This is a genomic window from Streptomyces sp. NPDC048258 (assembly GCF_043201995.1).
GTDB lineage: Bacteria > Actinomycetota > Actinomycetes > Streptomycetales > Streptomycetaceae > Streptomyces.
In genome coordinates, this window is record NZ_JBICZH010000002.1 from 371,595 (window position 1) to 383,819 (window position 12,225).

The 12,225-nt window shown below is 71.7% G+C and carries 12 protein-coding genes; 10 read left to right on the forward strand and 2 right to left on the reverse strand.

Going from position 1 to position 12,225, the window contains the following annotated elements; genetic code table 11:
- Positions 1 to 165 precede the first annotated feature (165 nt).
- A complete protein-coding gene (locus ACGFYQ_RS05900) occupies positions 166 to 1,161 on the reverse strand; it encodes a DUF5937 family protein (protein ID WP_393740358.1) in 996 nt (331 codons plus the stop codon).
- Positions 1,162 to 1,525: 364 nt separating this feature from the next.
- Here ACGFYQ_RS05900 and ACGFYQ_RS05905 point away from each other — a divergent pair, with 364 nt between their 5' ends.
- The 5 genes from ACGFYQ_RS05905 to ACGFYQ_RS05925 all read left to right on the forward strand — a co-directional run bounded on the left by ACGFYQ_RS05905 (position 1,526) and on the right by ACGFYQ_RS05925 (position 5,972).
- On the forward strand, positions 1,526 to 2,770 hold the full coding sequence (locus ACGFYQ_RS05905) for an MFS transporter (protein ID WP_393740360.1): 1,245 nt from the start codon (positions 1,526 to 1,528) through the stop codon (positions 2,768 to 2,770).
- Positions 2,771 to 2,791: 21 nt separating this feature from the next.
- Positions 2,792 to 3,301, forward strand: coding sequence for a MarR family winged helix-turn-helix transcriptional regulator (locus ACGFYQ_RS05910; protein WP_393740362.1), 510 nt, complete (start codon positions 2,792 to 2,794; stop codon positions 3,299 to 3,301).
- 44 nt (positions 3,302 to 3,345) lie between these two features.
- Entirely contained in the window at positions 3,346 to 3,675 is a 330-nt protein-coding gene (locus ACGFYQ_RS05915; RefSeq protein ID WP_393740364.1) for a DUF3817 domain-containing protein, read from the forward strand.
- Positions 3,676 to 3,751: 76 nt separating this feature from the next.
- Entirely contained in the window at positions 3,752 to 5,452 is a 1,701-nt protein-coding gene (locus ACGFYQ_RS05920) for a methylmalonyl-CoA mutase (RefSeq protein ID WP_393740366.1), read from the forward strand.
- A 49-nt stretch (positions 5,453 to 5,501) separates the two neighbouring features.
- Positions 5,502 to 5,972: a hypothetical protein gene (locus ACGFYQ_RS05925; protein ID WP_393740368.1), complete on the forward strand. Its 471-nt coding sequence runs from the start codon at positions 5,502 to 5,504 to the stop codon at positions 5,970 to 5,972.
- Between the two features lie 75 nt (positions 5,973 to 6,047).
- Here ACGFYQ_RS05925 and ACGFYQ_RS05930 read toward each other — a convergent pair whose 3' ends face one another.
- The gene (locus ACGFYQ_RS05930) at positions 6,048 to 6,668 is read right to left on the reverse strand and encodes a TetR/AcrR family transcriptional regulator (protein ID WP_393740370.1); all 621 of its coding nucleotides are present in this window, start codon (positions 6,666 to 6,668) and stop codon (positions 6,048 to 6,050) included.
- 228 nt (positions 6,669 to 6,896) lie between these two features.
- On the opposite strand from ACGFYQ_RS05930, the gene ACGFYQ_RS05935 reads away from it, so the two are divergent.
- From ACGFYQ_RS05935 to ACGFYQ_RS05955, 5 genes are all read left to right on the forward strand, one after another.
- Positions 6,897 to 7,895, forward strand: a complete 999-nt coding sequence (locus tag ACGFYQ_RS05935; protein ID WP_393740372.1) for a tetratricopeptide repeat protein — start codon at positions 6,897 to 6,899, stop codon at positions 7,893 to 7,895.
- A 607-nt stretch (positions 7,896 to 8,502) separates the two neighbouring features.
- Positions 8,503 to 9,144 carry a DUF6230 family protein gene (locus ACGFYQ_RS05940; protein ID WP_393740374.1) on the forward strand — a complete coding sequence of 214 codons (642 nt, stop codon included), beginning with the start codon at positions 8,503 to 8,505 and terminating at the stop codon, positions 9,142 to 9,144.
- Between the two features lie 104 nt (positions 9,145 to 9,248).
- Positions 9,249 to 9,821, forward strand: a complete 573-nt coding sequence (locus tag ACGFYQ_RS05945) for a DUF6114 domain-containing protein (protein ID WP_393740376.1) — start codon at positions 9,249 to 9,251, stop codon at positions 9,819 to 9,821.
- A complete protein-coding gene (locus ACGFYQ_RS05950; protein ID WP_393740378.1) occupies positions 9,811 to 11,070 on the forward strand; it encodes a hypothetical protein in 1,260 nt (419 codons plus the stop codon). The genes ACGFYQ_RS05945 and ACGFYQ_RS05950 overlap by 11 nt, the downstream gene beginning before the upstream one ends.
- Before the next feature lie 238 nt (positions 11,071 to 11,308).
- Positions 11,309 to 12,208 (forward strand): FG-GAP repeat domain-containing protein, encoded by a 900-nt coding sequence (locus ACGFYQ_RS05955; protein ID WP_393740380.1) that lies wholly within the window; start codon positions 11,309 to 11,311, stop codon positions 12,206 to 12,208.
- Positions 12,209 to 12,225: the final 17 nt, after the last annotated feature.

Genomic DNA, 12,225 nt, shown 5'->3' on the forward strand with positions numbered 1-12,225 from the left:
CGGCCGGGGGCGCTTTTTCGTGTGCGGCGCCGCTGCCGGGCTCTGCCCCGGACCCCGCGCCTGGGGCATCCTGCTTCCTCGGGGCGAAGGGGCGAAGGGGCGGATAGCGGACCGGCATATCGTGGCACGACGGTCAGTTGCCGTCCCCGTACGACACCGGGCGGGTCAGGGAGCCGGGTCGCCCGTGGTGAGGGCGATGGCCAGCGGGGTGCGCTCGTACAGGACCTGGTGGCCGTGGCGGGCGGAGACGAGCAGGCCCGCCGCGTGCAGGACGGTCAGGTGCGCCGAGACGGTGGAGGGGGCCAGCCCGAGCCGGTGGGCCAGGGCCGTGGTGGAGGCCGGTTCGTGCAGGGCGCACAGCACGTCGGCCCGCGCCCGGCCCAGCAGGCGGGCCAGTGCCTGCGGGGTCGGTCCCGTCGAGGCGGTCCACAACGCGCCGACGCCCCGCGCCGGGTACACGAGCGTCGGCTGCCACGGCGGGTCGTAGCCGCCGACCACCTCCGGCCAGACGAAGGCGCTCGGCATCAGCAGCAGCCCCTGCCCGTCCAGCGAGCGGTCGTGGTGCGCGGGCCGCTCGATGGTCAGCGTCGCCGTCTCCTCGTACCACCGCAGGTCCGGGTGGAGCCCGTCGAACAGCGCCTCCAGCCCGCCCGCCGCGAGGCGGCGCGAGTGGAAGACGATGTCCGCCTCCAGCAGCCCGCGCAGCCGCGGCCAGTGCGGGGCGACCAGCGCCTCCCAGGCCCGTTCGGTGAGATCGGCCAACTCCCGTACCGCCCGCGCCGGATCCGCGAGCATCCGCTGCCCGATGTCGCTCTCCAGGGCGCCCGGGGTGCACACCAGGGAGAGCCGCAGGTCCTCGCGCGCCGCCTCCGGGTCCGCGGCGCGCACCCGCGCCTGCTCCTCCTCGAAGGTGACGGCGGGGCCGAGCGGCGACGGGCTGAGGAAGTCCGGATGGTGCCCGGCCCGCGGCATCAGCAGCCACAGCGGACGCAGGTCCAGCCCCTCGGCGGCAGCCCGGACCTGCCGCAGCCACGGCAGGTGGTAGGCCTGCCGGTGCGGCCGCAGGAGGGTCCGCACCGCCTCCTGCGTCTCCCAGCGCGGAGACACGGCGAAGCGGCACCGCAGCAGGTCGCCGGGTCCGAACCGGTAGTGGAACCCCATCGCGCCGCTCCCCGTCCCCTCCACGTCGGTCGACGATCCGCGCCGGCTTCGCGCCGGCTTCCGGCCCACCCGCGCCGACCCGCGCCGGTTTCGGGCCGACCGCGCCGGCCTGGCGCCGGTTTCGGGCCGACCCGCGCCGGCCTGGCGCCGGCTTCGCGCCGACCGCGCCGGCCTGGCTCCGGCTTCGGGCCGACCCGCGTCGGCCTGGCGTCGACCCGCGCCGGTCTCGCGTCGACCCGCGCCGGTCTCGCGTCGACCCGCGCCGGTCTCGCGCCGACCGCGTCGGCCTCGCGCCGACGCGCGCCGGATTCGTGCTGGGACGAATCTCTATGGGCCCACGGTAGCCGCGGCGAAGCTGCCGGGCATGGCAACCGTCACCCCCGCCTCCACCGGCTACCGGGCCGTCTTCCGGATCAGGGAGTTCCGCCCCGTCTTCGCCGCGCACCTGCTCTCCGTACTCGGCGTGGTCGTCGCCGAGATCTCCCTCACCGTCCTCGTCTACCGCGTCACCGGCTCGCCCTTGATGAGCGCGCTCACCTTCGCCCTCGGCTTCCTCCCGTACGCCCTCGGCGGCACCCTGCTCGCCGGGGTCGCCGACCGCCACCCCGCCCGGCGGGTCCTCGTCGGCTGCGACCTCGTCTGCGCGGCATGCGCCGCCGCCATGGCCCTGCCGGGCACCCCCGTCGCGCTGCTCCTCGTACTGCGCTGCGCGACGGCCTTCGTGGCGCCGCTGTTCCAGGGCGCCCGCGCCGCCTCCCTCGCCGACATCCTCGGCACCGGCGACGCCTTCGTCCTCGGCCGATCCCTGCTGCGCATGGTGGCCCAGAGCTCCCAGCTCATCGGCTTCGGCCTCGGCGGACTGCTGCTCACCGTCCTCGCGCCGCGCGGGGCCATCGCCCTGACCGCCGCCGGATTCCTGGGCTCCGCACTCCTGCTGGGCCTCGGCACCCGCGCCCGCCCCGCCCGCGGGGGCTCCCACGAGTCCCCGCTCGGCGGGCTGCGCGCCGTCCTCGGGGACCGCCGGATCCGGGTGCTCACCCTGCTCTTCTGGCTGCCGCCCGTCTTCGTCGTCGTACCGGAGGCCCTGCTCGCCCCGTACGCCGCCGGCCTCGGCGCGGGGACCGGGGTGCTGGGGCTGCTGATGTGCGCGCTGCCCGTCGGCACCATCGCCGGTGAGCTCTGGGCGGGCTCCGCACTCACCGCCCGAACGCGTTCCCGGATCACGGGCCCGCTCGTGGCCGCCGGACTGCTGCCGCTCCTGCTGTACGCCGCCCGGCCCGGCGTACCGCTCGCGCTCACCGCGCTGCTGCTCGCAGGGCTGGCCCACGCCTACACCCTCGGCCTCGACCAGTGGTACCTCGACGCCGTCCCCGAGGAGCTGCGCGGCCGCGCGATGACCCTGCTCGGCACCGGTCTGATGACGCTCCAGGGCGTCGGCATGGCCCTGGCCGGCCTCGCCGCCGAGTTCCTCCCCGTGCACCAGGTCGTCACCGGCTCCGGGATCCTCGGCACGGCCGTCGTCCTGTTGCTCCTCGTCGAACTCCGCGCCTGCGCCCGCGCCGCGGAGCGGGAACGGCCGAGGAGTGAGACGGGACTCGCCGCCAAATGACCGCCCGGTAGGGTCTGGTCCGTGCCCAAGCCGCTCAGCCTTCCCTTCGATCCCATCGCCCGCGCCGACGAGCTCTGGCGGCAGCGCTGGGGGCCGGTGCCCTCGATGGCCGCCATCACCTCGATCATGCGGGCGCACCAGATCCTGCTCGGCGAGGTCGATGCGGTGGTCAAGCCGTACGGTCTGACCTTCGCGCGGTACGAGGCGCTGGTGCTGCTCACCTTCTCCAAGGCCGGCGAACTGCCGATGTCGAAGATCGGCGAGCGGTTGATGGTCCACCCGACCTCGGTGACGAACACCGTGGACCGGCTGGTGCGGTCCGGTCTCGTCGACAAGCGGCCCAACCCGAACGACGGCCGCGGCACCCTCGCCTCCATCACGGACAAGGGCCGCGAGGTCGTCGAGGCCGCCACCCGGGACCTGATGGAGATCGACTTCGGCCTCGGCGCGTACGACGCGGAGGAGTGCGCGGAGATCTTCGCGCTGCTGCGCCCGCTGCGGGTGGCCGCCGCGGACTTCGAGGAGAAGTAAGCCCGGGTAAAGATCGCTCAAAACGGACGGTTAGGCTCGTCCGCATGAAACGAAGCGTGCTGACCCGCTACCGCGTCATGGCCTACGTGACCGCGGTCATGCTCCTGATCCTCTGTGCCTGCATGGTGGCGAAGTACGGCTTCGACACCGGCGCCGACCTGACCTTCGCGGTCTCGCAGGCCCACGGTGTCCTCTTCATGGTCTATCTGGTCTTCGCCTTCGACCTGGGCTCCAAGGCCAGGTGGCCGTTCGGCAAGCTCCTCTGGGTCCTCGCGTCGGGCACGATCCCGCTGGCCGCGTTCTTCGTCGAGCGCAAGGTCCGCGCCGAGGTCGAGCCGCTGGTCAGCGAGGGTCTCGCGACCTCCGAGGCCTGATCCTCGCCACCCCCGGGGCATCTCCCCGGGGGTTTGCCATCGACATTTACTAGGACGTCCTAGTAAATTCATGGGTATGGACGCAGACGCCATCGAGGAAGGCCGCCTTCGCTGGCAGGCCCGTTACGACAAGGCCCGCAAGCGCGAGGCCGACTTCACCACGCTCTCCGGCGATGCCGTCGATCCGGTCTACGGGCCCCGGCCCGGCGACGCGTACGAGGGATTCGAGCGGATCGGGTGGCCGGGCGAGTACCCGTACACCCGTGGCCTGCACGCCACCGGCTACCGCGGCCGGACCTGGACCATCCGGCAGTTCGCCGGGTTCGGGAACGCCGAGCAGACCAACGAGCGCTACAAGATGATCCTGGCCGCCGGCGGCGGCGGGCTCTCCGTGGCCTTCGACATGCCCACCCTCATGGGGCGTGACTCCGACGACCCCCGCGCCCTCGGCGAGGTCGGCCACTGCGGGGTCGCCATCGACTCCGCCGCCGACATGGAGGTCCTCTTCAGGGACATCCCGCTCGGCGACGTCACCACCTCGATGACCATCTCGGGCCCCGCCGTGCCCGCCTTCTGCATGTACCTGGTCGCCGCCGAGCGTCAGGGCGTGGACCCCGCCCTCCTCAATGGCACGCTCCAGACCGACATCTTCAAGGAGTACATCGCCCAGAAGGAGTGGCTCTTCGAGCCCGAGCCGCACCTGCGCCTCATCGGCGACCTCATGGAGTACTGCGCGAAGGGCATCCCGGCCTACAAGCCGCTGTCCGTCTCCGGCTACCACATCCGCGAGGCCGGGGCGACGGCCGCGCAGGAGCTCGCGTACACCCTCGCCGACGGATTCGGCTACGTGGAGCTCGGGCTCTCGCGCGGCATGGACGTGGACCACTTCGCGCCCGGCCTCTCCTTCTTCTTCGACGCGCACCTCGACTTCTTCGAGGAGATCGCCAAGTTCCGCGCCGCCCGCCGGATCTGGGCCCGCTGGATGAAGGAGGTCTACGGAGCATCGAGCGAGAAGTCCATGTGGCTGCGCTTCCACACGCAGACCGCCGGGGTCTCCCTCACCGCCCAGCAGCCGTACAACAACGTCGTGCGCACCGCCGTCGAGGCCCTCGCGGCCGTCCTCGGCGGCACGAACTCCCTCCACACCAACGCCCTCGACGAGACCCTCGCGCTGCCCAGCGAGCAGGCCGCCGAGATCGCCCTGCGCACCCAGCAGGTGCTGATGGAGGAGACCGGGGTCGCCAACGTGGCCGACCCGCTGGGCGGTTCCTGGTACGTCGAGCAGCTCACCGACCGCATCGAGGCGGACGCCGAGAAGATCTTCGAGCAGATCAGGGAGCGCGGGCTGCGCGCCCACCCCGACGGGCAGCACCCCATCGGACCGATCACCTCGGGCATCCTGCGCGGCATCGAGGACGGCTGGTTCACCGGGGAGATCGCCGAGTCGGCCTTCCAGTACCAGCGGGCGCTGGAGAAGGGCGACAAGCGGGTCGTCGGCGTCAACGTCCACCACGGGTCCGTCACCGGGGACCTGGAGATCCTGCGGGTCAGCCACGAGGTGGAGAAGGTACAGGTACGGGAGCTGGCCGAGCGCAAGGGCCGGCGCGACGACGCCAAGGTGTCCGGCGCGCTGGCCGCGATGCTGGACGCCGCCCGGGACGGGTCGAACATGATCCCGGCCATGCTGGACGCGGTGCGGGCCGAGGCCACGCTGGGCGAGATCTGCAACGTGCTCCGCGAGGAGTGGGGCACCTACACCGAGCCGCCCGGCTTCTGACCCCCCGTCCGCCGGAACGGCCGGTCGTGGCGCCCGTACCGTGGGCTTCATGACCGGCCTTTCTGCATCCGTACGGGGCGTCAGCGCGCGCGTGGTGATGAACAAGGGCGGCTGCGGCGGCCATTACGCCTATGTCGTCGCCGACTTCGAGCCGCCGGGGCCGGAAGGGACCGAGATCCTGAACCTGGCCTCGGAGGAGCGGCTGCCCGCCGAGTTCCTCGCGGCGGTGCGTGACGGCATCGAGGTGGGGCTGGACGGGGTGGCGGCCGCCGTCCTGATCACCGACGGCGGCGTCTACTGGCCGGACGCCCGTGACATCGGCTACCGCACGGCCGGGGCGCAGGTGGCCCGGGGCGCTCTCGTCGCGGCCGGGCTGCGGCCCGCGGAGGAGGCGGACGCGCTGCGCTGGGCGAGCTGGCCGGGCCGCCGACGGCCCTGGCCGGGGGACAACCCCCGGGCCGCCGCGCTGGCGGAGCAGGTCCGGGAATCCCGGCGCCGCTCGGGGGCCTGGACCTTCTGAACGCGGGACGGGCGAGCGGAACCGGTCAGGCCGGGCCAGGCCAGGCCAGGCCGGTCAGGTCAGGGCCAGGTCAGGTCAGGTCAGGGACGGGCCCTGGAGGCCGTGCATCAGCAGCGCCGTGAAGGTGGACACCCAGAGCTCGTCCACCGGTTCGGAGCTCACCAGCGCGCGGTGCACCACCGTGCCCGCGATCACGTCGAAGATCAGGTCGGTGGTGCGGCCCGCGAGGGACTCGTCTTCCTCGTACGGGAGTTCCCCGCGCGCCTGGGCCCGCTCGCGCCCCAGTACGACGAGACGTTTCTGCCGGTCCACGATGGCCGACCGGATCCGGTCGCGCAGGGCCTCGTCCCGGGTGGACTCCGCGACCACCGCCATCAGGGCCGTACGGGCCTCCGGGCGCCGCAGCAGCTCCGCGAACTGCAGGACCACGTACTCGATGTCGGCTTCGAGGGAGCCGCGGTCGGGGAGTTCCAGCGCGTCGAAGAGCTCCGCCACCGCGTCCACGACCAGCTCGTTCTTGCCCGCCCAGCGCCGGTAGAGGGTGGTTTTGGCCACCCCGGCCCGGGCCGAGACGTCGCCCATCGTCAGCTTCGACCAGCCCAGCTCCACCAGCGCGTCCCGCGTCGCGGCGAGGATGGCGGCGTCCGCGGCGGCGCTGCGGGGGCGGCCGGTCCGGCCAGGGCTGGGGTTGCGCATGGCCGAGACCATACCCGTCGGTAGCCGACCGGGCCGCTGTGGTTCAGATCACCGCGCGCCGCGGGGCCGGGAGGAGTTACGCTACGACTCGTAGCGTAAGAGCGACAACCACGCGAAGAGCTACTGGCGCCAGGTGGGGACCCGGCGCCGCAACGTTTTGACGGTCGCGGCGAGGCAAATTCTCGCGATCTTTTTCGTCGGCGCGCGCACACGGGGGAGGATGTACGCATGCAGCCCAGAAACATGTCCATGAGCGGCGTCGTCGACCTCGCCGCGGTGAAGGCGGCCGGCGAGGCCAAGGCCAAGGCCGAGCAGGCCCGCGCCGAAGCGGCACGGCAGGCGGCACAGGGCGGCGGGGCCGTCCCGGCCGCCGGCGCCGTGCCCCCGTCGGCCCTCGTGATCGACGTAGACGAGGCCGGTTTCGAACGCGATGTGCTCCAGCTCTCCGCCGAGGTCCCGGTCGTCCTGGACTTCTGGGCCGAGTGGTGCGAGCCGTGCAAGCAGCTCAGCCCGCTCCTGGAGCGCCTGACCGTCGAGGCGAACGGCCGCCTCGTGCTGGCCAAGGTCGACGTGGACGCCAACCAGACGCTGATGCAGCAGTTCGGCATCCAGGGCATCCCGGCCGTCTTCGCCGTGGTCGCCGGCCAGGTGCTGCCGCTGTTCCAGGGCGTGGCGCCCGAGCAGCAGATCCGTGAGACCCTCGCCCAGCTGGTCCAGGTCGCCGAGGAGCGTTTCGGGATCATCGGCATCGAGGTGGACCCGACCGCCGAGGGCGTGGCCCCGGCCGCCGAGGCCGAGGTCCCGGCCGGTCCGTACGACGCCCTGCTGGAGGCGGCGGTCGCCGCGCTCGACGCCGGAGACCTGGGCGGCGCGGTGCAGGCGTACAAGAACGTGCTCTCCGACGACCCGGGCAACACCGAGGCCAAGCTGGGCCTGGCCCAGGCGGAACTCCTCGTCCGGGTCCAGGACATGAACCCGCAGGCCGTGCGCACCGCGGCGGCCGAGAACCCGCGCGACCCGGCGGCGCAGATCGCCGCGGCCGACCTCGACCTGGTCGGCGGGCACGTGGAGGATGCCTTCGGGCGCCTGGTGGACACCGTGCGCGTGACGTTCGGTGAGGACCGGGACGCCGTACGCCTGCGCCTGCTGGAGCTGTTCGAGGTCATCGGCGCGGACGACCCACGGGTGTCGGCGGCGCGTACGGCGCTGGCGCGGGTGCTGTTCTAGAGGCCGCCGAAACGCGGCGTCGACAGGCGCCGCGCAGGCCGGCGGACCACCGGCGATTTATTGACACGTAGACGAACAGCGGCCGCACTTTGCCAAAACTTGGTAATCGCGGCCGCTGTTACTCGCAGTAAGCCGAACCCCGTGAACTGTCCGGTGTGTTCATACTTCCCCCGTTCTGTCGTGGCCCTCGGTGACACCCTGTGTTGCTGCCCGACGACAGGAGGCAGTACCCCGGTTATCTGGCCGTTACCCGCCAGTAACGAACCCCCTTGTGCCCCGGCCGGGAATGGACCACGATCGGCGACGCTCGGTCCTTCCCGCAGAGCCGCTCATCCGGAGCCGCGGTGGAGGGTCCCCACCGAGCCGGCCGGTGGCAGTGGCACCGGCCGTGGGACAGGGGGGTCTCTGCCACACGGCAGGGCCTGTCCTCCAGGTTGCGCGAACGCGTGGCCCAGTGGTTGTCGCTCGGGGGTGATCGCCGGTGTACGGGACGTGGCACAGCCGCGGCCGGGCCGCCTGCGCTCCTTCCCGAGGACGTAGCACTTCTCCCATCCCAGGACGGGTACGGCCCGGACCGGAGATGTACGTCCGAGAAGGAGGAACGAAAATGAGTTCTCAGGTTCGTGGCGGGACCAGATGGAAGCGCTTCGCGCTCGTCATGGTGCCGAGCATCGCGGCCACGGCCGCGGTCGGTGTGGGTCTGGCGCAGGGTGCCCTCGCGGCGTCCTTCAGCGTCTCCGGCCAGGACTTCAAGGTCTCGGCCGACAAGCTCGACGGTGACAACCTCATCCAGTACGGCGGCATTGCCGAGGGTCACGACCTCAAGGGCAACGCGCAGCATCACCCGGTCACCATCTCCGGGTTCAGCCACGCCGAGATCACCAACATGTGCCAGTCCCTGGTGACCCCGACGCCGCTGGGCAACATCACGCTGCAGCTGCGCACCGGCCACAAGGGCAAGCCGGCCATCGCCGACAACATCTACCTGGATGTTGCCGAGCTCGACACCGACGCCGAGTTCAAGAACCTGGACATCGGTGTCGCCGTCGGCGACGCGAGCCACAAGACGAAGCCGCAGGCCGGCACGGTCGCCAGCCCGTACGCGTTCTCGCAGCGCGCGGACAAGGCGATCCTGACGAACGTGCGTCAGAAGGCGTGGGCGACGACGGCGGGCACCTTCAAGCTGCCCGACCTCAAGCTGCGTCTGCTCGGTGGCGACCAGCCGTGCTACCAGGACATCAAGGACTGATCCGTCCTGATGCGTGACCGGACGGGCGGGTGACGGCACTCGTCGCCGCCCGTCCGGGCTCCACAGAGTTCTCAAGTACCACCGTTTCCAGGGAGCTGTTGTCCATGAACCCCCAGGCCCCGGTTTACGTTCGCGCCGAAGACGACGCCTGGCTCACCGCGGTGTACTACCGCTTCCACGCGTGGAGCGGCCGCCGTCCGTTCTGGGCCGGGCTCTTCACGCTTCTCGGCGGCTTCCCGATCGCGTACTTCCCGTACGCGGACCTCCGGCTGGGCAACGTCAGTCTGGCGATGGCCACCACGGGTGGCGCGGGCGCGCTGATCATCGGCGTACTGCTGATCACGCTGGGCCTGGCCCTCTGGTTCCAGCAGGCCATCCGCGTCTTCGCCGGTGTCGCAGCGATCCTGCTGGCCCTGGTCTCGCTGCCGGTGTCCAACCTCGGCGGCTTCTTCATGGGCTTCATCTGCTCCATGCTCGGCGGCGCGCTCGCGCTGGCCTGGGCTCCGGGCCAGCCGGTGGAAGAGGACCCGGCCGACCAGAGTCCGACCGCGGTGGACATGGGCAAGGCGGAGTCGACGGCGGGTCCCCAGGGCATCCCCGGACCCCGCGAGACGGAAACGGCATACGCGAGCGAGACGACTGCCCACGCCGATGGCGGGAGGAACAGTGCGGGGTGACGAGACGCAGCGGGGCGTGGCCCCAGGCGCAGAGTCCCGCGAGATCAAGGGACCGCGGCACGCGGCACCCAGGAAATCGCTGCTGAACAAGCTCCAGATACCCGTCGGCAAGACGATGGCGCTGGCGGCCATGCCGACGGCCGTGTTCGTCGGGATGGGCATGGCGCCGAAGCTGGCCGTGGCCGACGAGAAGGACATCCCCTTCGCACCCGGGCCGTGTGTGACGCGGTCCGACGAGCCCGCCGAGTCGGCGTCCCCTACGCCTTCCGCGTCCCCTTCGCCGAGCGCGTCGGCCAGCGCGAGCCCCTCGCCGTCCGCGTCGGGGTCCGCGAAGCCGAAGCCGAGCACCTCCCCGTCCCCGTCGGCGACCAAGCCCGCGGCGGACACGCAGGCCGACGCCCCGGTGCCGAAGACGACCCCGTCCACCACTCCGTCGCCGACCAAGACGACGAACCCGCTGGACCCGCTCGGTATCGGCGACGCGCTCAAGGGCCTCGTCGATCCGATCAAGGACGCGCAGACGAAGGCGACCCCGACGCCCGCGCCCTCCACGACCGCTCCGCAGACGCCTGCCCCGGCCCCGACCCCGGACCCGGCGGCGGACGCGATCCGCGACGCGGCGAAGAACGCCGGCGTCGACGTCAAGGAGCTGTCCGACGAGGTCAAGGACACCGCCAAGACCCCGAAGGACGAGACGGGCGAGGACAAGGCCGACGACAAGTCCACGTCGGAGGAGACGAAGGACGCGGACGGGAAGGAACCCTTCCCCTGCCCGACCTACGACGCCAAGGCGCTGGCCGACGCCGAGCTGGAGCAGGGCGTCCCGCTCCTGCCGGACGAGCCCTGGTACCTGGACAGCTCCCTGCTGACCCTCTACGGCCTGGACTACCACGGCATCGTCGAGGTCAAGACGGCCGGCGGCAAGACCAAGAAGGTCCTGAAGTTCACCGCGGACTCGCTGGACATCAAGGACCTGTACCAGACGGTCGGCAAGGAGGGGAACGTCGCCCACCTGAAGTCCCGTCCGGGCTCCACGTCCAAGATCCGCGGCGGCACGGTGACGATGTACACCGAGAGCCTCAAGGGCAACCTCTTCGGCCTGATCCCGATCGAGTTCACCCCGAACAGCCCGCCGCCGCTGAACGTCCCGTTCGCGTTCTTCACGGACGTGAAGGTCGTCCAGGCCGGCCAGTTCGGCGGCACCCTGACCGTCCCGGGCCTGAAGAACTACATCGGCCCGCCGGAGTAGGCGTACCACTTCGGCTGACCGGCTGTACCTGCGGTGGCCCGCCCCTCGGTCCGAGGGGCGGGCCGTCCGCTATGGGGCGACCAACTCTATTGATCTTCACAGGAGTTACACATTCGAGTAGCGTGACACCACCGCTGTCGAACGCGGTGCGTCGGCTGTCTCAGGGGGGAATTCCGAGCTCTTCGGTGTGCCTGTGGCACGCCCGCCGCTCGTGACTCCCGTGAGGAACCACAATTCGATGCTGCAAACCATGAACCGCTCGGCGCGCCGGGCGGTGATCGGCGCGATCGGCCTGGTGCTGGCCGCCGTCGCGGTCGGGGTGTCCGGTGCGGCGCCACCGCTCTGGGGGGACAGGACCGCCAACGCCGGCTCCATAGGGGCCCAACCCGTGGGCCCGCCCCTGAAGACGTTCCCGCTCCTCGCGCGCAACGCGAGCACCGGCAAGCTCCGGGCGTACGAGCCGAACGGTACGGGCGGCCTGAAGTCCGCCTACGAGCTGGGCGGTGGCTTCGGCGACGCGACCGCACTCGTCCAGGCCAACGTCTCGGAGGGCGGCCGGGGCAACGACCTCTACCACCGTGCGGCCGGAACGCTCTACTACACCGCCGAGCACGGCAACGACACCAAGGTCGTCGGCGGCGGTTGGGACATCTACAACACGATCGTCTCGGTGGGGAACATGGGCGGTTCCGCCGACGTGGACCTGATCGCCCGGGATGCCGCCGGCGACCTCTGGCTGTACCAGGGCAAGCCCGACGGCACCCTCGCGGCCCGGATCAGGGTCGGCACCGGGTGGAACGGCATGACGCTCGTGGGCCGCGGCGACTACACGGGCGACGGCAAGCCCGACGTCCTCGCCCGCTCCAGCGACGGCACGCTCACCATCTACGCCGGTACGGGCGCGGCCACCGTGGACGCCGTGGTCGGCACGCGGTACGTCGTGGGCACCGGCTGGGAGGCGTACAAGACACTCGCCTCCGCGGGCGACACCGACGGCGACGGGAAGACCGACCTGATCGGGGCCGATACCGCGGGCGCACTGTGGCTGTTCAAGGGCACCGGCAACGCCGCCGCCCCCTTCGCCCCCCGGGTGCAGATCGGCACCTCGGGCTGGGCCGCCTTCGATGTCCTCTTCTGAGCAGAACGGCTGATACG

Coding starts and splice junctions, on each gene's coding strand:
- ACGFYQ_RS05925 (WP_393740368.1), top strand. CDS start 5,502: ATGACCGGCCTTTCTGCATCCGTACGGGGCGTCAGCGCGCGCGTGGTG.
- ACGFYQ_RS05905 (WP_393740360.1), top strand. CDS start 1,526: ATGGCAACCGTCACCCCCGCCTCCACCGGCTACCGGGCCGTCTTCCGG.
- ACGFYQ_RS05945 (WP_393740376.1), top strand. CDS start 9,249: ATGAACCCCCAGGCCCCGGTTTACGTTCGCGCCGAAGACGACGCCTGG.
- ACGFYQ_RS05920 (WP_393740366.1), top strand. CDS start 3,752: ATGGACGCAGACGCCATCGAGGAAGGCCGCCTTCGCTGGCAGGCCCGT.
- ACGFYQ_RS05940 (WP_393740374.1), top strand. CDS start 8,503: ATGAGTTCTCAGGTTCGTGGCGGGACCAGATGGAAGCGCTTCGCGCTC.
- ACGFYQ_RS05955 (WP_393740380.1), top strand. CDS start 11,309: ATGCTGCAAACCATGAACCGCTCGGCGCGCCGGGCGGTGATCGGCGCG.
- ACGFYQ_RS05900 (WP_393740358.1), bottom strand. CDS start 1,161: ATGGGGTTCCACTACCGGTTCGGACCCGGCGACCTGCTGCGGTGCCGC.
- ACGFYQ_RS05930 (WP_393740370.1), bottom strand. CDS start 6,668: ATGCGCAACCCCAGCCCTGGCCGGACCGGCCGCCCCCGCAGCGCCGCC.
- ACGFYQ_RS05935 (WP_393740372.1), top strand. CDS start 6,897: ATGCAGCCCAGAAACATGTCCATGAGCGGCGTCGTCGACCTCGCCGCG.
- ACGFYQ_RS05915 (WP_393740364.1), top strand. CDS start 3,346: ATGAAACGAAGCGTGCTGACCCGCTACCGCGTCATGGCCTACGTGACC.